The 18631-nt window shown below is 68.2% G+C and carries 22 protein-coding genes; 19 read left to right on the plus strand and 3 right to left on the minus strand.

All coding sequences use genetic code 11. The features are described 5' to 3' along the window. Positions 1-152: 152 nt before the first annotated feature. The 19 genes from HT136_RS18770 (at position 153) to HT136_RS18860 (ending at position 16708) form a co-directional block, all read left to right on the plus strand. Positions 153-1526, plus strand: coding sequence for a sigma-54 interaction domain-containing protein (locus HT136_RS18770; protein WP_214201345.1), 1374 nt, complete (start codon positions 153-155; stop codon positions 1524-1526). Beyond that, on the plus strand, positions 1523-1915 hold the full coding sequence (gene fliE, locus HT136_RS18775) for a flagellar hook-basal body complex protein FliE (protein ID WP_214201346.1): 393 nt from the start codon (positions 1523-1525) through the stop codon (positions 1913-1915). Before HT136_RS18770 ends, fliE begins: the two co-directional genes overlap by 4 nt. Positions 1916-1921: 6 nt before the next feature. Further along, positions 1922-3658 carry a flagellar basal-body MS-ring/collar protein FliF gene (gene fliF / locus HT136_RS18780; RefSeq protein ID WP_214201347.1) on the plus strand — a complete coding sequence of 579 codons (1737 nt, stop codon included), beginning with the start codon at positions 1922-1924 and terminating at the stop codon, positions 3656-3658. Beyond that, a complete protein-coding gene (gene fliG / locus HT136_RS18785; RefSeq protein WP_214201348.1) occupies positions 3658-4668 on the plus strand; it encodes a flagellar motor switch protein FliG in 1011 nt (336 codons plus the stop codon). The genes fliF and fliG overlap by 1 nt, the downstream gene beginning before the upstream one ends. Continuing rightward, positions 4652-5293 carry a FliH/SctL family protein gene (locus HT136_RS18790; RefSeq protein WP_246543897.1) on the plus strand — a complete coding sequence of 214 codons (642 nt, stop codon included), beginning with the start codon at positions 4652-4654 and terminating at the stop codon, positions 5291-5293. The genes fliG and HT136_RS18790 overlap by 17 nt, the downstream gene beginning before the upstream one ends. A gap of 7 nt (positions 5294-5300) precedes the next feature. Further along, positions 5301-6641, plus strand: coding sequence for a FliI/YscN family ATPase (locus HT136_RS18795; RefSeq protein ID WP_214201349.1), 1341 nt, complete (start codon positions 5301-5303; stop codon positions 6639-6641). A gap of 3 nt (positions 6642-6644) precedes the next feature. Continuing rightward, positions 6645-7070 (plus strand): hypothetical protein, encoded by a 426-nt coding sequence (locus HT136_RS18800; protein ID WP_214201350.1) that lies wholly within the window; start codon positions 6645-6647, stop codon positions 7068-7070. Then, positions 7063-8766 carry a hypothetical protein gene (locus tag HT136_RS18805; protein ID WP_214201351.1) on the plus strand — a complete coding sequence of 568 codons (1704 nt, stop codon included), beginning with the start codon at positions 7063-7065 and terminating at the stop codon, positions 8764-8766. The genes HT136_RS18800 and HT136_RS18805 overlap by 8 nt, the downstream gene beginning before the upstream one ends. Before the next feature lie 47 nt (positions 8767-8813). Beyond that, positions 8814-9389, plus strand: coding sequence for a flagellar basal body-associated FliL family protein (locus HT136_RS18810; protein ID WP_214201352.1), 576 nt, complete (start codon positions 8814-8816; stop codon positions 9387-9389). Position 9390: 1 nt separating this feature from the next. Continuing rightward, entirely contained in the window at positions 9391-10284 is an 894-nt protein-coding gene (locus tag HT136_RS18815; protein WP_246543898.1) for a FliM/FliN family flagellar motor switch protein, read from the plus strand. A 101-nt stretch (positions 10285-10385) separates the two neighbouring features. Then, positions 10386-10727, plus strand: coding sequence for a flagellar motor switch protein FliN (gene fliN / locus HT136_RS18820; RefSeq protein ID WP_214201353.1), 342 nt, complete (start codon positions 10386-10388; stop codon positions 10725-10727). Between the two features lie 6 nt (positions 10728-10733). Beyond that, the gene (locus HT136_RS18825) at positions 10734-11009 is read left to right on the plus strand and encodes a flagellar biosynthetic protein FliO (protein WP_214201354.1); all 276 of its coding nucleotides are present in this window, start codon (positions 10734-10736) and stop codon (positions 11007-11009) included. Beyond that, positions 11006-11779 (plus strand): flagellar type III secretion system pore protein FliP, encoded by a 774-nt coding sequence (gene fliP, locus HT136_RS18830; RefSeq protein ID WP_214201355.1) that lies wholly within the window; start codon positions 11006-11008, stop codon positions 11777-11779. Before HT136_RS18825 ends, fliP begins: the two co-directional genes overlap by 4 nt. 13 nt (positions 11780-11792) lie before the next feature. Beyond that, entirely contained in the window at positions 11793-12083 is a 291-nt protein-coding gene (gene fliQ, locus HT136_RS18835) for a flagellar biosynthesis protein FliQ (RefSeq protein ID WP_214201356.1), read from the plus strand. Further along, positions 12080-12862, plus strand: coding sequence for a flagellar biosynthetic protein FliR (gene fliR, locus HT136_RS18840; RefSeq protein WP_214201357.1), 783 nt, complete (start codon positions 12080-12082; stop codon positions 12860-12862). Before fliQ ends, fliR begins: the two co-directional genes overlap by 4 nt. Beyond that, positions 12859-13995: an EscU/YscU/HrcU family type III secretion system export apparatus switch protein gene (locus tag HT136_RS18845; RefSeq protein ID WP_214201358.1), complete on the plus strand. Its 1137-nt coding sequence runs from the start codon at positions 12859-12861 to the stop codon at positions 13993-13995. Before fliR ends, HT136_RS18845 begins: the two co-directional genes overlap by 4 nt. Positions 13996-14042: 47 nt before the next feature. Then, positions 14043-15473 carry a flagellar filament capping protein FliD gene (gene fliD / locus HT136_RS18850; protein WP_214201359.1) on the plus strand — a complete coding sequence of 477 codons (1431 nt, stop codon included), beginning with the start codon at positions 14043-14045 and terminating at the stop codon, positions 15471-15473. 1 nt (position 15474) lies between these two features. Next, positions 15475-15846, plus strand: coding sequence for a flagellar protein FliS (locus HT136_RS18855; RefSeq protein ID WP_214201360.1), 372 nt, complete (start codon positions 15475-15477; stop codon positions 15844-15846). A gap of 256 nt (positions 15847-16102) precedes the next feature. Continuing rightward, on the plus strand, positions 16103-16708 hold the full coding sequence (locus tag HT136_RS18860) for a response regulator transcription factor (RefSeq protein WP_343222239.1): 606 nt from the start codon (positions 16103-16105) through the stop codon (positions 16706-16708). Positions 16709-16931: 223 nt separating this feature from the next. Here the strand turns inward: HT136_RS18860 and HT136_RS18865 are convergent, their stop codons facing one another. The 3 genes from HT136_RS18865 to HT136_RS18875 all read right to left on the minus strand — a co-directional run bounded on the left by HT136_RS18865 (position 16932) and on the right by HT136_RS18875 (position 18534). Further along, entirely contained in the window at positions 16932-17498 is a 567-nt protein-coding gene (locus tag HT136_RS18865; protein WP_246543899.1) for a TetR/AcrR family transcriptional regulator, read from the minus strand. A 14-nt stretch (positions 17499-17512) separates the two neighbouring features. Next, complete coding sequence (locus HT136_RS18870; RefSeq protein ID WP_214201362.1) at positions 17513-17977, minus strand: nuclear transport factor 2 family protein; 465 nt, start codon at positions 17975-17977, stop codon at positions 17513-17515. A gap of 92 nt (positions 17978-18069) precedes the next feature. Further along, positions 18070-18534: a hypothetical protein gene (locus tag HT136_RS18875; protein WP_214201363.1), complete on the minus strand. Its 465-nt coding sequence runs from the start codon at positions 18532-18534 to the stop codon at positions 18070-18072. Between the last annotated feature and the right edge of the window lie 97 nt (positions 18535-18631).

The following is an 18631-nucleotide window of genomic DNA, read 5'->3' on the forward strand; positions in this document are numbered from 1 at the left end:
CGGACTCGGGGCGCCGCAAAGCGCCCCATGACTGCCGGAAGGTTTTCGCGCCTTACGGGAATCCACAAGGCCTTAAATTCTCAAAACCTTGGCCGTTCACGCGCGATACCCGACTCTCGGAAACGGGTTACTTCCACGGGGAAATCGCGAACATGTCAGGTCTCAACGCCAGCCCGCACGGCGCCGCGCAGTTCGGCCGGGCCATCACATCGCCCTCGGGAAGCGAACCGCAAACCGGAGGAAACCACGCCGCGCTGGTCGCGCGCGCGCGGACGCTGGCGGGCAGCCTGTGTGACGAAGGCGCGCTCGATCTGCGCGACATCGCCGAGAGCTCGACAATCCGCCCCGGACGCCGGCTCGTGCGCCTCGAACGGCTGGATTGCAGGCAGGCGAACGGGCTCGAACGCGATCCCCTGGGCGTGATCCTGCGCTACGCCGACCCGGTCAGCGAGACCGCGCTCGCCATGTTGCTGGCCGCCATGGCCGGTCCAGGTGAACCGATCGCGGCCGACCCGGTCAGCCTCTCGGTGCTCGCGCTCGCCGAACGCCTCGCGGCGAGCGACATTCCCGTCCTGATCAATGGTCCGACCGGAACCGGCAAGGAAGTGCTGAGCCGCTTCATCCACGCCCGCAGCCCCCGGTGCAAGGGGCCCTTCATCGCGGTCAACTGCGCCGCGATGCCCGAGACCATGCTCGAGGCGATGCTCTTCGGCCACCGCAAGGGTGCCTTCACCGGAGCGACCGAGGCCAGCGAAGGCTTCATGCGCGCGGCCGACGGTGGCACGCTGCTTCTCGACGAGATCGCCGAACTGCCGCTCTCGCTTCAGGCCAAGCTGCTGCGCGCGCTGCAGGAGCAGGAAGTCGTGCCGATCGGCTCGACCCAGCCGATCCCGGTCAACCTCAGGGTCATCGCCTGCGCCAACCGCGACTTGCCGACCGAAGTGGCCGAGGGGCGCTTCCGCGCCGACTTGTTCTACCGCCTCAACGTCTTCCCGCTCACTCTCCCCGCGCTCAAGGCGCGCGGCGAAGACATCGCCCCGCTCGCCTACGCCATGGCGATGCGCCATTGCGCCCCCCAGGGCCCGGTGCCCTGTTTCAGCGAGAGCGCGCTGGCCATGCTCAAGTTGCACGCCTGGCCGGGCAATGTGCGCGAACTCGAGAACGTGATCCGACGTGCGCTCCTGCTCGCGCACACCGACAGGACGATCACCCCCGCGCACATCGTCTTCGACAGCCCTGCCCGGCTCCTTTGCGCCAGCCCTCTCGAGACAGCCTCCGGCGCTGCGGCAATGGGCGAAGCCGACGCAGATGCGGACCACGCCCGCCGCCTCTCCAGTGTCGTCCAGAAATCCGAGGCCCGCGCCATCGTCGAGACGCTCGAGAGCTGCGGTGGCAACCGCCAAATGGCCGCGCGCGAGCTCGGCATCTCCGAAAGGACCTTGCGCTATCGCCTCGCGGCCTTGCGCGACGCAGGGATCCACGTTGGACGTACCACCTCCGCGCGTCTCGCCGGAGGTCGCAGATGAGCACGGTTCCGGCGGTCCTGGCGCGCGATGGCGGGATCCAGCAGATCCTCGACATGCGCCAGCAGATCATCGCGCGCAGCGAGATCCTGCGCCAGATTCATGCCCCCGACACGAGCGCGGCGGCAGGCGCCGCGCTTGCCGGTTCGCCGGTCGGCAACGGTTCCCCCGCCCCGGCCTTCGCCGAGACGCTGCGCAGCGCGCTCGATGGTGTGAACGCGGTGCAGGCGCGCGCCGAAACGCTCAGCAGCGCCTACCAGACCGGCGAGGTCACCGACGTCGCCAAGGTCATGCTTGCCCGCCAGGAAGCCGGGGTCGCGTTCGAGGCGACGATGCAGGTGCGCAACAAACTGCTGAGCGCCTACCAGGACATCATGCGGATGGGGGTCTGATAGCGCATGCCCGATCTCGTCCCCGCGAACTCTGCCAATGGCGGCCTTCCCGCGCCGCGCTCGCTGCTGGCCCCGTTCACCGATCCAGCGGGTGGCCCGGTGCTTACCCGCCTTGGCGCCTTCACCGCCCAACCTGCGGTGCGCAAGGTCCTCCCCGTCTTCGTCGGCCTCGCCGCCGTCGGCGCGGCGCTGCTCACCTGGAGCGCGATGGCCCCCGACCCGCAGCGCATTCTTTACAGCCAGCTCGACGACGGCGAGCGTGCCAGCGTCGCCGCCGCGCTTGATCAGGCCGCCATCCGCTATCGCATCGACAACGCCACCGGCGCGCTCACCGTGTCCGAGGGCGACTTCTATCGTGCCCGCATGCTCGTCGCCTCCGACGGCGCGCTCGCCACCCCCGAGAGCGGCACGCAAATGCTCGACAGCCTGCCGATGGGCGCCAGCCGCACGCTTGAAGGCGAACGCCTGCGCGCCGCGCGCGAGGCCGACCTGCAGATGACCATTCGCGAGATCGACGGGGTCGAGAGCGTGCGCGTGCACCTCGCCTCGGGCGAGAAATCGGTCTTCGTGCGCGACAACGTGCCCCCCAGCGCCTCGGTCATGGTGCGGCTCGCCAAAGGGCGCAGCCTCACTGACAGTCAGGTCACCGCGATCGTCAACCTCGTCGCCGCCTCGGTCCCCGGCCTCGCGCCCGATGCGGTGCGCGTCGTCGACCAGCACGGGCGGCTGCTCTCCGCGCTCGGCGCCGGGGCCGACGGCGACCGGCTCGATCTCCAGGCGCGCATGGAAGCCAAGCTGCGCGAGCAGGTCTCGCAACTGCTGAGCCCGATCCTGGGCGAGGACAATTTCTCGTCCGAAATCCAGGTCGACCTCGACATGGACGACGTCACCTCGGCACGCGAGAGCTACGACAAGGATGGCGTCGTACGCAGCGAGAGCCAGCAGCAGTCGCAGACCACCGGCACGGGCGCCGCCGCCGGTGTTCCCGGCGTGCTCGCCAACACCCCGCCCCCGCAGACGCAGGCGCAGCCCGGCCCGCCACAGGGAACGCAAGCTCCCGCTCCCGGTGCGCAGGCCCCGACCAACGGCGAGAGTTCCTCCAGCCGCACGTACGAACTGGGCCGCGAGGTTTCGGTCTCGAACAGCGGGCCGGGCCGCGTCAAGCGGCTCTCGGTCGCGGTCGCGATCAGCGCCGAGGCGATGAAAGGGGCGAGCGCCCAGCAGATCGCCGACCTCCAGGCGCTGGTGAGCGCCGCCGTGGGTGCCGATCCGCAGCGCGGCGATGTCGTCAAGTTGATTTCGCGCAGCTTCGAGCCTTCGACCGAGACGCCGCTGCCCTTTTACGAGGCGAGCTGGTTCGCGATGGTCGTGCGCAACGTGGCCGCCGTGCTCGCGGTGCTGCTCGTCCTGCTCCTGGGCGTACGCCCGATGGTGCGTGCGGTGCGCGGGGATGCGCGCAAGCCTGCAAAGGGGAAGAAAGGCAAGAAGGCCAAGGGCGCAAGCGAGGACGAGGAAGAGAGCGAGACCGACATACGCGCTCCCGACGGCCAGCCGCTTCCCGTCGAGCGCCCCGCGATCCCGGGAGGTTCCGAAGAGGACGAACACATTCCCCGCGCCGAGCTGCTGAGCCGCCAGATCGCGCTCGCACGCGGGCTCGTCGCCGAGAATCCTGAAAACGCGGTTCACGCGCTTCGCCAGATGCTCAACCAGGGGCCCGCGGGCGACGAGGCGAAAGCGGCCTGATGAGCGAGATGCCCCCCTTCGAGGCGGCCGACAACGCCGCCGTGATGATGATGCTGCTCGACGAGGAGCAGACAAGTCGCATTCTGTGCGAACTCGAACCCGACGAATTGCGCCGGCTCGGCGAAAAGATGTGCAAGCTGGGCGAAATCAGCCCCGAGGTGATCACCGAGGCGCTCACCGGCTTCCTCGAGAAGACCGAGGAGCTCGGCCTGCCCTCGCACGACCGGATCGGCCAGGTGCGCTCGATGATGCACCGCGCGCTGGGCGAGGTGAAGACCGAGAACCTGATGCAGCGCATCGTTCCGCCCGATGCGCCCAAGGCCTCGATGGTCGAGCTCGCGCGGTGGCTCAACCCGCCTGCGCTGATCCCGCTGATCAAGGACGAGCATCCCCAGGCGATCGCCGTCCTCCTGGTCCAGCTCGACCCGCTCGTCGCGGCCGAAGTGCTGCATGGCCTTCCGCCCGAGCAGCATTCCGAGATCATCCACCGCGTCGCCACGATCGGCCCGGTTTCGCCCCAGGCGATCGCCATGCTCGAGGAACTGCTCGGCCGGCGCATCACCCAGTGCCACGGCAGCCGCCCCTTGCAGATGGGTGGCATGAAGGAAGCTGCCGAGATCATCAATGGCGTGGGCAAAGTGATCGAAAAGCGGGTGATGGGCGAGATCACCAAGAAGGACAAGATCCTCGCCAAGCGCCTGGAGGAGGAGATGTTCAAGTTCGAACACCTCTTCGTGCTCGAGCCGCAGCAGATGGGCGTGCTGCTGCGCGACGTGGGCAACGACACCCTGATCGATTCGCTCAAGGGCATCTCGGAGGAAGAGCGCGAATTCTTCTTCCGCGCGATGTCGAGCCGCGCCGCCGACGGCGTGAAGGACGAGATCGCCGCGCGCGGGCGCACCAAGCTTTCCGACGTCGTCGCCGCGCAGAAGGAAGTCGTCACGATCGCGCGCAAGCTCGTCGCCGACGGATCGCTGATCATGGGATCGGGAGATGGAGAATATGTCTGACCTCGGCTTTGCCTTTCCGGGCCCCGGCTTCAAGCTGATCGCCCCTTTCGCCGAGCGACGCGGCTTCACGCCCGACCGCCGCTTCGGCGAGGAGCGCCGGGCGAACCCGCCCGTGTCCGCGCCGCCGCCCGAACCCGAGGCGCAGGGGGAGACCGTCGATCCGCTCGGCGAAGCCTTCTCCCAGGGTTTTGCCGAGGGCTTCGAGCAAGCCCGCCAGGCGGCCGCCGCGCGCGCCGAGGCGGACGACGCCGCGCGCGCCGCGCTCGGCCTTTCGCTCGAGCGGATCGACGGCGAACTCGCGGAGCAGCTGCGCCTGCGCCTGCGCGAAACCGTGGCGGCTCTGTGCGAAAGCGCGCTCGCCCCGCTCGCGATCGACGCAGGGGCGCTCGAACGCCGCATTGCCAAGGCTGTCGCCATGCTCGCACGCAGCGAGGACGAACGCGTCCTGCGCCTCCACCCCGAGGACATCGCGTTGATCTCACCCGAACTTGCTCGCCAATGGGAGCTGCACCCCGATCCCACCCTCCCCCGAGGGACGATCCGCGTCGAGACCGCCAGCGGCGGGGTCGAGGACGGCCCGGACGCCTGGCGCCAGGCCATCGCCGAGGCGCTTCACGACTGCTGAGGTTCCCATGCTGCGCATCTGCGAGGCCATCCTGCACGATCTAGCCACCGAGCCGGTCGATCTCTCGCCGCGCCGCTTCGGCTACGTCACCGCCTGCGATGGCGGATTGCTCGAAGTGAGCGGCCTCTCGATCCCGGTCGGGGCGATGTGCCGCGTGGCCGATGGCCGCAAGGCGCCGCTGCTCGCCGAAGTGATCGGCTTTCGCAACGGTCGCACGATGATGATGATGCTGGGCGACACCATCCTCCTGCGCCCCGGTGCGCGGGTCTGCCCCGAGGGGCGCCCCGGCATGCTGCCGGTGGGCGACGCGTTCCTTGGCCGCGCGGTCGATGGCGAAGGCCTGCCGATCGACGGCGGCTTGCCGATCCACACCCGTGCCGAGTGGCCCGCGGGCGGCGTGCGCACCTCCGCGCTCGATCGCAGTCCGGTGCGCCTGCCCTTCGACACCGGCGTGCGCGCGCTCAACGCGCTCACAACGTTCGGCGTTGGCCAACGCATCGGCGTCATGGCCGGTTCGGGCGTGGGCAAGTCGGTGCTGATCGACATGATCGCGCGCGGCGCCTCGCTGGCCGAGAGCGGCGCGGACGTGGTCGTCGTGGGCCTGATCGGCGAGCGTGCACGCGAGGTTTCGGACTTCGTCGAGCGGCACATGCACGCCGCGATGAAGGGCAAGACCGTGATCGTCGCCGTACCCGCCGACCATGCCCCCAATTTGCGGCTGCGCGGCGCGATGCTGGCGACCGCCATGGCCGAACAGTTCCGCGCGCGCGGCCGCAAGGTTCTCCTGATCATGGACAGCCTCACCCGCGTCGCCCACGCCGCCCGCGAAATCGGGCTCCTGCTCGGTGAGCCGGGGGCGGCGCGTGGCTATCCCCCTTCCGCGCTCGCCACGATCACCAAGCTGGTCGAGCGCGCGGGAAATTCAGCGGCTTCGGGGGGCTCGGTCACCGGGCTCTACACCGTGCTCGCCGATGGCGACAACCAGGACGACCCGGTGGTCGACACCGCGCGCTCGATCCTCGACGGGCACATCGTGCTCAGCCGCGAACTCGCCCAGCGCGGGCAATATCCCGCCATCGACATCGCCGCCTCGCTCAGCCGCGTGATGAACGACATCGTGCCCACGCCGCACCAGCAGCTTGCCCGCAACTTCCGCGCGCTCACCGCCAGCTACGAGGCCAACCGCGACCTCGTGCTGATGGGGGCCTACCGCCCCGGCGCCGATCCGCAGCTCGACCGCGCCATCGCCATGACCGGCAAGCTGACGACCTTCCTCAGCCAGTCGGCCGGCGAAATCGTGCCGCTGCACGAGAGCGCCGAGCAACTCGCCGCGCTTCTCGAGGCCTGAGCCATGCGCGAGGAGCAAAAGCGCCTCGCGCGGCTGCGCCGCCTCGAGAAGATCCGCGCACTCGCGTGCCAGACCGCCGCGAACGAAGCCGCGCAGGCCGAGAGTACGCTCGCGCAGTTGCGTTCGCTGAGTGCGCGCACCCGCCAGCTGGCCGAGGACTACGCCGGACGGCGCAATGCCGCCGACGGCGCTGCGCTTCATCAGATCGGACGCTTCGTTTCGGGACTCCAGGCGCTTTCGCAAACGGCCGAGGGCGATGCGCGGCGCGCCCACGCGATCGCCGATGCCAAGCAGCGCCAGCTCGCCGAGGCCGAACGCCGCCGCGCCGCGATCGAGGAACGTGCCGCCCTGCAGGAGCGCATGATCGCCAAGCAAGCCACCGCCCCGGTGCTCGCTGCTCGCCGATCATCTGGCACGAAGCTTGAATAAGAACCGGCATGGACTACCCGAGGATGCCCTGCCGATGATCGCCCCCACGCCCCCCATGCCCGGCCTTTCTCCCGCGAATACTACCGGCACGGTGCCCGCGCGACCGGAAACGGCGGCGCAAGGCGGCGGCTTCGCCCAAGTCCTGCAGGGGCTTGGCGCAAGTGACGCCGCGCTCGAGACCATTCCCGAGAGCCCGATGTCTGGCGCGCCGGACAACGTAGCTCCGCAGCCACCTTCGAAGCTGGCAACCGGCAATATCTTGCCGCCATTGGCCACCCTGCTGCCGTCCGCCACAGCCATCGCCTCCAGCGACCGATCCGGCGACGACGAGCCCTCCCTTCGGGCCACGCACGCCGCCGAGCTTCGTGAATTCAAGACCGACGCGGTCGAACTTGTTCACGACGACGGCGCGGCGGGCGAAGGCGAACTTGCCACAAGCGGACAGCCACTCGAACAAACAGCGGCGTCCCTGCTTCCGCTCAGCCCTGCCTGGCTGGCGCTGCTTCCCGAGCCCGTGCGCCAGGCGGGCATTCGCGTCGATCCCTCGCCCGCTTCCCCGCCGGACACCGCACTGGCCCGCGCGCGTCCCGTCGCGAACGAGGTGGCAGCCCTCGGAGCCCTGAAACCGGACGCGGGAAGTGCCGTCGAGCTCACGCTTCGCGCGATCCCGGGCGAGTTGCCTATCGCGGTCCGGTCCGAAGCGACCTCGCTTCCCGCGACAGCCGCCGTCGTCCCGGCCCCCTCGAGTGAGGTCCCGGCCTCGGTGAGCTCCCCCAGCTTGTCGCAAGTTCCCGTTCTGCCCCCGCAAGCCGGACGCATCATGCCATCCCTGACGAGCCTGGAGACCCCACAAGGCCCCGTCCTGCGCGACGACGCCCCGTTGCCTTTGCAGACGTCTCCCCGTTCGCCCAGCACTTTGGCCACTTTGGCGACCGTCGCGTCGGCCAACGGGTCGAGCGAAGGCGCCGCGGCTCCTACCATCACCCCGGCCACCACCAGCTCCGCGCCGCAGACTGGACCTGCGGCCGGCCTCGCCCACCTGACCGACGAGGCCCCCAAGGGCCAGTTCGAGTCCAATCCTGCGACGGCCTCGATCGCCACGTCCGGTTCGGCCAGCATGATCGTGCCCACGGCTCCTGCCGCGCCGGCCTCGTTCACGCAGGCGCCGCCGACTTCGGCCGTGCCGGGTGTCGACGCGCGCGACTTCGAAACCCTCGTCAGCCGTCTCCACGAAGCGCGTGAGGGCAGCGGCGCACCGGTCGTACGCACTTCGCTTGTCCATGCCCAGTTCGGTCCCGTCTCGCTCCAGTTCCGTCCCGACGCCACCGGCACGAACGTGACCTTGCAGAGCGCGGACCCGCAATTCGCGGGCTCGGTCCAGAGCGCGGCGGCCGCAGTGCTGGCTGGCGCGGCGGCGCAGTCGGGCGATACGCCGCGCGATGGATCGCCCCCCTCGCACCACACGCCTTCCTCGCAATCGCCCGCGACATCCTCCGGATCGAACCAGGGGAGCGACGCGCGATCCTCAGGAGGATTCGCGCAAAGCGCCGCGCAGGCCGGAGCCGACACCAGCGGACGGCAGGACGCCCCCCACAGTGGCCAGGTGCGCGAAGACGCACCCGATCCGAGCCGACCTACCGCCCACGCTGGCAGCGACCAGATCGCGCCAGCCGCATCGGGCGGCATCTACGCCTGAACCATCGGGCCGCAATTTTTCCGGGGAACCGACGATGAGGAACACGCATGAGTGACAAGGAAGAAAAGCCCAAGGGCAAAGGCAAGATGGGCCTGATTCTCGTCGCGCTGGGCATGCTTGTGCTGGGCGGTGGCGGAGCGGCCGGCGCCATGATCTTCATGGGCGGCGGGCACAAGGAAGTCGCCGAGCCCAAGGGCCCGCAACTGATCCGCAAGGGCGAAGTCGACCCTTACGCACCGGCCGCGCCCGAGGGCGAAGGCGAAGGCGGGGCCGCCCCCGAGGCCGAGGGCGATGGCGGTGACGAATACCGCACCGCCTATTACTCCTTCAAGGACGAGTTCACGTCCAACCTCAAGGATTCCGATGCCCTCGTCCAGCTCGCGCTGGCCTGCTCGACCCGGCGCGACGGGCGCGTGCTGCAATGGCTCGCCAAGCACGAACTGGCGATCCGCTCGAACATGCTTTCGGTCATCGCCGATACCCCCGAGGACGACATGTACACGATCGCGGGCAAGGACAAACTGCAGAAGCGCCTGACCAAGACCATCAACGACGTGCTCAAGAAGAAGGAAGGCTATGGCGGCGTCGACGCCGTCTACTTCCGCACGCTGATCATCCAGTGACATGGTGACGCCCCAGCCCCCTTCACAGACGATCAAGGCCCGGCACTGCACCGAGCTGCTCGGCGCGCCGCCCTCAATCGACGAACTGGTGCCCGCGCTCTCGTTCCTGGGCGAGAAGCTGGCGCGCACGCTGCCCACACACCTGGCCCTGATCACCGGCGGCGATCCCCCCCTGGTGCGCGTGGGCATGCCGATGGACACCACGCTTGGAGGGATCCAGGCCGAACTCGAGACGCTGGCCTCGCACGCACTTCTCGGCATCGGAACCAAGGCGTTGCCCGCGCTCGCCACCTTCGAGGCTGCCCCTGTGTTCCGCCTCGTCGACCGCGCCTTCGGCGGACGCGGCGAGGTGCCCGAGCCGTTGCCCGAAACCTTCCCGGTCTCAGCCGAACTCCTCCTCGCCCGCATCGAGAACGCAATCGCGCGCGCGCTCGAACCGCTCTTCCCGGGCGAGCACGGGCACGCCGTGCGCACGATCCGGCGCGACACCAGCCTGCGCCAGCTCGATCCTTTCGACAAGCGCACCGACCTGCTCCAGCTCGCGCTCGAAGTGGAGGAGGCCGGCGCCGATCCCTGGTCGCTTTCGCTGGCCTTTCCGATCGCGACGCTGGGCGCACTTCTCGCCCCTGGTCGATCCCCGACCCGCGCGCGGCGACGCGCGCGCAAGGCCGCCCCCGAACACGAGCCTTTCGCCTCGCTCACGCTCGAGGTCACCGCCGTCCTCGTCGACATGCCAATGCCGATGCGCCGTCTCGCCAGCTTGCGCCCCGGCGATGTGATTCCGGTGCCGGTCAGCCGCGCGGTGCCGTTGTTGGCGGGGGGACACCTCATCGCCACCGGCACGATCGGCGAGCTCGACGACAAAGTCGCGGTCCAGATCGGACAGGCGTTTTGAGGCGCCTTCGTACCAAGGACGCAGGGGCGTGAACCACGCGCCTTCGCGCCTATCCGCGCCGGTGCGGTCACACCGGCGCGCCAACTGGGGAAGAACCAACCATGTCAACACCGCAACGAAGGCCGCCACGCGGCTTCGATTTCCTGAGGGACGTGGATGTCCGCGTCTCGGTCGAACTCGGCCGCTCGCAGATGAAGCTGAAGGACGTGCTCGCGCTGGGGCCCGAAAGCCTTGTCGTGCTCGACCGGATGACCGACGAGCTGCTCGACATCCTCGTCAACGGCAAGGCCATCGCGCGCGGCGAGGTGATCGCGCACAACGGGCGGTTCGGCCTGCGCATCATCGAGATGGTGGGTGACGAGGACGAAGCCGCAGAGGCAGGCGAGACGGGCGGGGCCGAAGCCGCCCTGCCCCTGCCCGAAGCCGATCCGGGCCGGGAGTGAGGCGCGATGCTCTGGTATGTCCTCAAGCTCCTCGTGCTCCTGCCGCTGATCACGCTGCTCGCCTGGGGGGCGCTGCGCCTTGCCAAGGCGATGCAGCAGCGCGCCGGGATCGGACAGGCCTCGCGCTCGATCCGGATCGTCGAGACGACGATGCTCTCGCCCACGCTCAAGCTCGCGGTGATCGAATTCCACGGCCGCGAGATTCTCGTTTCGGCCTCGCGCCATGGCCTGACCCGGCTTGCCGAGGCGCCCGCGCGCGCCACCTTCGAGGTGATCGAATGAGCCCTCGCGCGCGCCTCGCTTTCGTCACGGTGCTGCTCCTGAGCGTCGTTCCCACCGCGCTCCACGCGCAGGAGGCGATCCCCGGCGCGCTCGACCGCGCCTTTGCGCAGATCGGCGGCACCGGCTCGGGTCCGGGCGGTCCGGGCATGAGCCTCTCGCTCCAGCTCCTGCTCATCATGGGGCTGCTGACGATCCTGCCCAGCCTCGTGCTGATGATGACCAGCTTCACCCGCATCCTCGTCGTGCTGGCAATCCTGCGCCAGGCGATCGGGCTCCAGCAGTCGCCCCCCAACCAGGTCCTGATCGGGCTCTCGCTGTTCCTCTCGCTCTTCGTCATGGCGCCCACGCTCGACCGGGTGAACGCGTCCGCGATCGCACCTTACGCCGCGAACCGGATCGGCGCCGAGCAGGCGATCGCCAACGCGGGCGCCGAATTCCACGCCTTCATGGTGCGCCAGACCCGCGCGCGCGACCTCACCCTCTTCGCCGACATGGCCAAGGCCCCGCGCTTCGCCTCCCCACGCGAGGTGCCCTTCTCGATCCTGCTTCCCGCCTTCGTTACCAGCGAGCTCAAGACCGCCTTCCAGATCGGCTTCATGCTGTTCCTGCCCTTCCTCGTCATCGACCTCGTGATTTCCTCGGTCCTGATGTCGCTGGGCATGATGATGATGAGCCCGATGGTGGTCTCGCTGCCCTTCAAGCTGCTGCTCTTCGTCCTCGTCGACGGCTGGGCGCTGATGATGGGCTCGCTCGCGGCAAGCTTCACCTGAGGGGGCCTGTGCGATGGAAGACATCACCCAGCTCCTCTCCCTAGCCGACAAGATGCTCTGGGTGACGGCGCTGGTTGCCGCGCCCGTTCTGCTGAGCGCGCTTGCGGTGGGGCTTGTCGTCGGGCTTGTCCAGGCGGCGACCTCGGTCAACGAACAGACGCTGACCTTCGTCCCCAAGCTTGCCGTCGTCGCGCTCGTGCTGGTCCTGTTCGGCTCCTCGATGATGACGCTGGTGGGCGATTTCACGCAGGAAATCTTCGCCCAGATCGCAAATCTCGGCCAGGCTCAGCAGGTGGCGCCATGATTGCGCTCGATTTCGGGTTCGGCGCGCTCGAACACGAATTCTGGCGCCTGCTCTTCGTGATGACGCGGATCGGTGCCGCGCTCGTCGCCGCCCCGCTCTTCGGCATATCGAGCGTGCCGCCACAAGTGCGGGTGATCGGTGCGGGCGCGGTGGCGGTGCTCGTCTGCGCCTGGACCGGGGTCGTCGTGCCGCCCGCGCTGTTCTCGCTGGCCGGGCTTCTCGCGGTCCTGGGCGAAGTGCTCGTCGGGCTGGCGCTCGGCTTCGTGCTCCAGCTCTCCTTCGCCGCGCCAATCCTCGCCGCCGAAGTCATCGGCGGGTCGATGGGGATGAACATGGCGGTCGCGGTCGACCCCAATTCGGGCACCCAGTCGCCCGCGCTCGGCCAGTACTTCGCGGTCGTGCTGACGCTCGTATTTCTCGCGCTCGGCGCGCACCTGCAATGGTTCGCGCTGCTGGTCGAGAGCTACTCCACTTTCCCCCCCGGCCACACCTGGCTGGGCGCCGAGCGCACCGCGCTGATCGCAAGCTTCGCGCTGCGCACCTTCACCACGGCGGCCACCATCGCGCTTCCGGTCTGCCTCGTGCTGCTCGTCGTCCAGCTCGTGACCGGGGTGCTCAGCCGCTCGGCACCCTCGCTCAACTTGTTCTCGCTCGGCCTGCCCGCCGGCATCCTGGGGGGCCTTGCCGCGCTGCTCGTCTCCGCCCCGCTGCTGACGGATCTCGTCGTGCGTCTCTCGCACGATGCCGTCACGCAGGCCGCCGAGGTCCTCCAGCCATGAGCCAGTCCGAAGGCGAGAAGAGCTTTGCCCCGAGCGCCAAGCGCAAGCGCGACGCGGCGCAAAAAGGCGACGTCATCCGCTCGCGCGAGCTGGCGACGGCGGGCGCGGTGGCAGTGGGCGCGGTCTGGCTCAAGCTTGCCGGGCCCTGGCTGCTCGAGAGCCTTGCCGATGTCCTGCGCAAGGGCTTGCGCTTCGACCGCGCGGCGATCGACGATTTCACCCCCGGCGCGCGCCTCGCCAGCGCGCTGCTGGAGGGCCTCCCCCCGGTCGTCGTCCTGGGTCTCGCCGTCCTCCTCGTCAGCCTCGTCTCGCAGCTTGGCTTCGGCGAGGGGCGCTGGATTCCCGCGAACCTCGCCCCCAAGGCCTCGCGCATCGATCCCGCCAAGGGCCTCAAGCGCATGTTCGGCCCCAATGGCCTGATCGAAATGGCCAAGGGGATCGCCAAGGTGGCCCTGCTCGGCACGATAGCCTGGATCTGGGCGCGCGACAGGATCGAGACGCTCTCGCGCCTTGGTCGTGGCGACCTCTTCTCCGAACTGCGCTACGCCTGGGACCAGCTCATTGCCCTGCTGTTCTGGCTAGCCGCGGGCCTCGCGCTCATCGCCCTGCTCGACCTGCCCGTGCAGCTCGTGCGCCGCCTGCTGCGCCTGCGCATGACACTGCAGGACGTGCGCGACGAGCAGAAGGACGCCGAGGGCGCGCCCGAAAAAAAGGCCGCGATCAAGGAGCGCCAGCGCAAGATCGCGATGGGCGCGCTGATCCCGGCGATGCAGGAGGCAAGCTTCGTGCTCACCAACCCGACCCACTTCGCGGTCGCGCTCTCGTGGGATCCGGAGAAGGCCCCCGCGCCGGTGGTGGTCGCCAAGGGTCGCGGCGAAAAGGCCATGGCGATCCGCGAGCTGGCCGCCGAATACGAGGTCCCCGTGCTCGCCTATCCCGCACTCGCCCGCTCGGTCTACTACTCGACCCGCGAGAAACGCATGATCCGCGAAGAGCACTATGTCGCCGTCGCCGCGATCCTTGCCTTCGTTCTGGGCATCCAGCGCGGCGAGACCCGCAAGCGCCCGGAGGTCTCGGTGCCCGTCACCTTGCGCTTCGATGCCGATGGGCGTCTCGAATCGGCGAGCAAATGACCCATGCCAGCCCTTAAAATCCACCGCGCGGAGCCGTTCTGGAAGCCATGACCACGATCTCCACCTCCCCCACCGCCACCAGTTCGCTGGTCACCGCGCTTGGCGGAGGCAGCGGCATCGACATGCTCGACCTCGCCAACAAGCTGGCGCAGGCGCAGTTCGCCAACAAAGTGAACCAGCTCGAGACCCGCAGCGAGACGCTCACCACCCAGATCTCGACCGCCTCGGACATCAAGTCGATGCTGCTCGCGCTCGACACCTCGCTCGGCACCCTCATCCGCACCGGCGATCTCTCGCGCACGCCCAGCGTCGCCAATACTGCCGTCGCCAGCGCTACGCTGACCGGCAGCAGCCTGCCCCAGGGCAGCTACGACCTCGAGGTAACGTCCCTCGCCAAGGGCCAGAACCTCGCCAGCCGGGCCTACGGCTCCGCTACCGATACCGTTGGCGCGGGCACTCTGACACTGCGCTTCGGCACCGTCTCGGGCAGCACCTTCAGCGAGGATACGGCCCACGCCGCGGTCGACATCACGATCGCGAGCGGCGCCACGCTCGCCGACGTCGCCAAGGCGATCAACGGCGCGAACGCGGGTGTGCAGGCCTATGTCGCACAGACTGTCTCCGGGGCACAGCTCGTGCTCAAGGGACAGGCGGGGGCGGCCAACGGCTTCGTCCTTGAAGCCAGCGAAGACCCGCTCGAGCCGGGCCTCGCCGGGCTCGCCTGGAATCCCTCCTCGACCTCGGGCCAGCTCCTGAATGGAGCCAGCAACGCGGCCTTCAAGGTCGACGGGCTCTCCTATACCGCCACCTCGAACGCGGTCAGCGACGTGATCCCCGGGGTCAAGCTCCAGCTTACCGGCACGAACGTCGGGGCAGCGACCAAGGTTACGTTTGCCGACCCGACGTCGGCCATCGCCAGTTCGATGCAGGATCTCACCGACGCGCTCAACGAGGTCATGTCCGCGCTCAACACCGCAACCGGCATCGGCGGCGACCTCGCCAACGACGCCGGTGCTCGCGCGCTCAAGCGCAGCCTTTCCGGGCTTGCGGGCACCGTGATCATGCCCAACGCCACCGGCGCCGCGCGTACGCTCGCCGATCTCGGCCTCAAGACCGAGCGCGACGGCACCTTCACGCTCGACACCACACGGCTCAACGCCACGATCGCCGCCGACCCCGAAGGCGTCTCGGCAATGTTCACGACGGGCGTCTACGGCGTCTACGCCAGCGTCGACAAGATCTACCGCACCGCGTCGTCTTCGACGGGTCTCAATTCGCTGGGCGCCTCGATCAAGAAGTATACCGCCCTGCTCTCTGCCGTCACCGACAGCCAGACCGACGTCGCCGAACAACAGGAAAAGCTGCGCGCCCGCCTCGCCAGCCAGTTCACGACCTCGGAAAGCCGGATCGGCCTCCTCAACGCGACCAAGTCCATGTTGGAGAGCCAGATCGCCCAGTGGAACAAGACAAGCAGCTGACATGCTGGGCCGTGTTTCCCCCCACGAGGCCTACCGCCGCGTCGACTTCGACGCCCGCGTCAATGGCGCCGACAGCACCGAGCTCGTGCATTTGTGTTTCGAGCATCTCGTCGGTGCCCTGGGCACCGCGCTTCACGCCGATGCCATCGGCGATGGCGAATTGAAAAGCCGCTCGATGACCCGCGCCCTGACCGCCGTCACCGCGCTGCAGATGGGCGTCGCGGGCGACAGCGGGATCGCCTCGGCGCTCAACCAGGTCTACGCCGCCGCACGCCGCACGATCCTCGACAGTGCGACCAACTTCGCGCGCGAGAAGATCGTCGAACTTCGCAACGATTTCCAGGAAATCGGCCAGGCGATGCAGGCTGGCTGAAGGCCCTCCGGACTCGGGAATCGTCCCTGTGAGGGGCGGCACGCCCCGCCTCGCGATCCCGGATCGGAACACGAAATACCCACCTTATCCCGTCCATCTGGAACCGAAATGGCAGCGCACGCCGACATAGCGGCGTTGAAATCGCGGCGATTTTGCAGTTGGCCCACCGCAACGCCTCGGTTCTGGAGGGGAAAGCCCAAAAATCCGGGCCGCATTGCGTTATCTCCCTAAGCACAAATCATAAGGGAGACGCTTCGTGGAGCAGGCAATTTCGAATCTCATCCTGATTGACAACGACATGCGGCGCCGGGCGGCGATCAGCCATGCGCTTGCCGTGGCCAGCATCCATGTCGAACCGTTCGAAAACATCGCCGAATTGTCCACCAGCTGGCCGCGCAGCGGGATCATCCTCATCCACGACGAAGCCGGCGCGATCGACGAACTGATCGAGAACATGTCGCGCCATGGCGAATGGTTCCCGATCATCGCCTTCAGCGAAAACCCCGCCGCGCAGCGGATCGTAGGCGCGATCCTCGACGGCGCGATCGACTACATCGCCTGGCCGATCACCGCCCCCGAACTGAACGACACCATCGCCCGCGCCACCCGCCGTGCGGAAAACGTCGGTAACGCCAAGCTGCGTGAGATCATGGCCCGCGCGCGTGTCGACCGGCTCACCCGCCGCGAACGCGAGGTGCTCGGCGGCGTCGCCAGCGGCCTGTCGAACCGGCTGATCGGCGAGAAGCTTTCGATCAGCCCCCGCACGGTCGAAATCCACCGCGCCAACATGCTCAACAAGCTCGGCGCCAACCACACCTCGGACGCCATCCGTATCGCGATCGAAGCCGCCATGGTGCACTGATCCCGAGTAACGTCAGCCTTTGCGTACGTTCGCCTAAGCGCACCACAACGCAAGCTTAGCAACCGCGAAGGCATGATCTTGTGTGCCGGCCCCCGCATCCTGAGCGAGCGCCGGCTCCTGGTCCCGTTAGTCGTGTACCGGCAGATCCGGTCGGGCATATCCATCGTCCGGCCGGATCTGCCTTGTGGGCCTTTCCCATAATCTCGATCCTAAATTTCAACTCTCAACTTTCACCTCGCGCGACAACGGCCAGAAGTTCGGATTCGAGCTTCTCGACGATACGAACGAAGAGGCGCGTGTCATCGAGCGCACGCGACAGGACGATGGCCCCCTGAATGCCGGACACGGCCTCTTGCGCCAGGCTGCGCGCGCGCGGCGCCGGTACCCGGCCCGTCTGGAGGCAATGCGCCAGCGTGGCGATCCAGCGCGCGAAGTAGCCGTTCACCCGGTCCGCGAAAGCTTCGCGCGAGGATCCCAGGCCAAGCCATCCGACCAGGCACACCCTGCCGCCCGATTGGAAGTAGGCGGTAACCGCCTGCATCATGGCCATGATCGCCGGACCGGGTTCATCAGCCGCTTCAAGTGGGGTGAAGACCGCCTCTTCGAACCACCGGTCGATGTCGTCGAGCACGGCGGCCATCATCTCGTCCTTTCCGCCGGGAAAGAAGTTGTAGAGGCTGCCCTTGCCCAGCCCCGTCGCCTTCGAGATCGTGGTCAGGCTGGTTCCTTCGAAGCCGTGCTCGCGGAAGACCTCGGCCAGGGCCGCCAGGCTTCCCGAACGCTCCGTCATGACCCGCCGCGCTGTCACAGGCCCATTTCGCCAAGCGAGGGATGATCGTCCGGGCGGCGCCCCAGTGGCCAATGGAACAGGCGTTGCGCCTCTTCGATCGGGCAATCGTTGATCGACGCAAGCCGGCGCGTCATCAGGCCCTCGGTGTCGAATTCCCAGTTCTCATTGCCATGGGAACGGAACCAGTTACCGGTGTCGTCATGCCATTCGTAAGCGAACCGGACGGCAATCCGGTTCGCCGCGAAGGCCCAGACCTCCTTGACCAGTCGATAGTCCAGCTCGCGCTGCCATTTGCGCGCCAGGAACGCCTCGATGGCTGGGCGTCCCTGCAGGAACTCGCCCCGGTTACGCCAGTGACTGTCCAGCGAATAGGCGAGAGCGACCCGAGCCGGATCCCGACTGTTCCACGCATCTTCGGCAAGGCGCGCCTTCCGTGTCGCCGATTCGGTAGTGAAAGGAGGCAGGGGAGGACGCGGCATGGCACTTCTCGCTTCGCTAAGTTGTACCGATCAGTACAAGTAAGGCGAAGCGAGATCAAGCGGGGCAAGATCACACCGCCAAATCCGCACCTTCAATGCACGCTGGTTATCGCCCCATGGCCTTGGAAGGCATCGGCTTCCTCCTCGCTTTCGGCCAGACACGCACCCGCCCAGGCCCCCAGCAGGGCCAAGGCCAGCGTGGCGCCCTCGGCGCAAATCTCATCCTTACCATCGTCGACCGCAACCATGGCGAGGCAAATGCCGCCGGGTCCGCGCGAACACATGACGGGCAGGATTTCGCCGATCAGGCTGATGACGCCGCTCAACCCGGCTCCCACCGCAAGCAGGGTCTCGAGGCAGGGCCCGGTGCCGGCTTCCGCGTCGGCACGGCCCAGCAGGCACGCTGCCTCGCGAATGCGCGCTGGCTCCTCGCTCACCGTGCTGCGAGCGCAGTCGGCAATGAAATCGCGCAGGCGGTCCTGGTACGTGTGGGTGGACGCGTGCTGGGATGCAGGGGCTCGGGTCATCGTCGGGGCGGGGGCTTTTGTCGAGGGCATGACTTTCTCAAGCCTTACCGCGAGCCCCGGGTCAATCCGCAGAGACTGCCGCGTTTGACCGGCGTCCCAACGTGCGACACAGGCACCGGAAGTCCTG

It is taken from the genome of Novosphingobium profundi, from assembly GCF_018491765.1.
GTDB lineage: Bacteria > Pseudomonadota > Alphaproteobacteria > Sphingomonadales > Sphingomonadaceae > Novosphingobium > Novosphingobium profundi.

Bases quoted from the DNA above. Each gene is read 5' to 3' on its own strand.
- fliG (WP_214201348.1), top strand. From the start codon at position 3,658: ATGAGCGAGATGCCCCCCTTCGAGGCGGCCGACAACGCCGCCGTGATG.
- HT136_RS18845 (WP_214201358.1), top strand. From the start codon at position 12,859: ATGAGCCAGTCCGAAGGCGAGAAGAGCTTTGCCCCGAGCGCCAAGCGC.
- fliN (WP_214201353.1), top strand. From the start codon at position 10,386: ATGTCAACACCGCAACGAAGGCCGCCACGCGGCTTCGATTTCCTGAGG.
- HT136_RS18795 (WP_214201349.1), top strand. From the start codon at position 5,301: ATGCTGCGCATCTGCGAGGCCATCCTGCACGATCTAGCCACCGAGCCG.
- fliD (WP_214201359.1), top strand. From the start codon at position 14,043: ATGACCACGATCTCCACCTCCCCCACCGCCACCAGTTCGCTGGTCACC.
- fliF (WP_214201347.1), top strand. From the start codon at position 1,922: ATGCCCGATCTCGTCCCCGCGAACTCTGCCAATGGCGGCCTTCCCGCG.
- HT136_RS18865 (WP_246543899.1), bottom strand. From the start codon at position 17,498: ATGACGGAGCGTTCGGGAAGCCTGGCGGCCCTGGCCGAGGTCTTCCGC.
- HT136_RS18770 (WP_214201345.1), top strand. From the start codon at position 153: ATGTCAGGTCTCAACGCCAGCCCGCACGGCGCCGCGCAGTTCGGCCGG.
- HT136_RS18790 (WP_246543897.1), top strand. From the start codon at position 4,652: ATGGAGAATATGTCTGACCTCGGCTTTGCCTTTCCGGGCCCCGGCTTC.
- HT136_RS18810 (WP_214201352.1), top strand. From the start codon at position 8,814: ATGAGTGACAAGGAAGAAAAGCCCAAGGGCAAAGGCAAGATGGGCCTG.
- HT136_RS18870 (WP_214201362.1), bottom strand. From the start codon at position 17,977: ATGCCGCGTCCTCCCCTGCCTCCTTTCACTACCGAATCGGCGACACGG.
- fliP (WP_214201355.1), top strand. From the start codon at position 11,006: ATGAGCCCTCGCGCGCGCCTCGCTTTCGTCACGGTGCTGCTCCTGAGC.
- HT136_RS18875 (WP_214201363.1), bottom strand. From the start codon at position 18,534: ATGCCCTCGACAAAAGCCCCCGCCCCGACGATGACCCGAGCCCCTGCA.
- HT136_RS18800 (WP_214201350.1), top strand. From the start codon at position 6,645: ATGCGCGAGGAGCAAAAGCGCCTCGCGCGGCTGCGCCGCCTCGAGAAG.
- HT136_RS18815 (WP_246543898.1), top strand. From the start codon at position 9,391: ATGGTGACGCCCCAGCCCCCTTCACAGACGATCAAGGCCCGGCACTGC.
- HT136_RS18855 (WP_214201360.1), top strand. From the start codon at position 15,475: ATGCTGGGCCGTGTTTCCCCCCACGAGGCCTACCGCCGCGTCGACTTC.
- fliE (WP_214201346.1), top strand. From the start codon at position 1,523: ATGAGCACGGTTCCGGCGGTCCTGGCGCGCGATGGCGGGATCCAGCAG.
- fliQ (WP_214201356.1), top strand. From the start codon at position 11,793: ATGGAAGACATCACCCAGCTCCTCTCCCTAGCCGACAAGATGCTCTGG.
- HT136_RS18825 (WP_214201354.1), top strand. From the start codon at position 10,734: ATGCTCTGGTATGTCCTCAAGCTCCTCGTGCTCCTGCCGCTGATCACG.
- fliR (WP_214201357.1), top strand. From the start codon at position 12,080: ATGATTGCGCTCGATTTCGGGTTCGGCGCGCTCGAACACGAATTCTGG.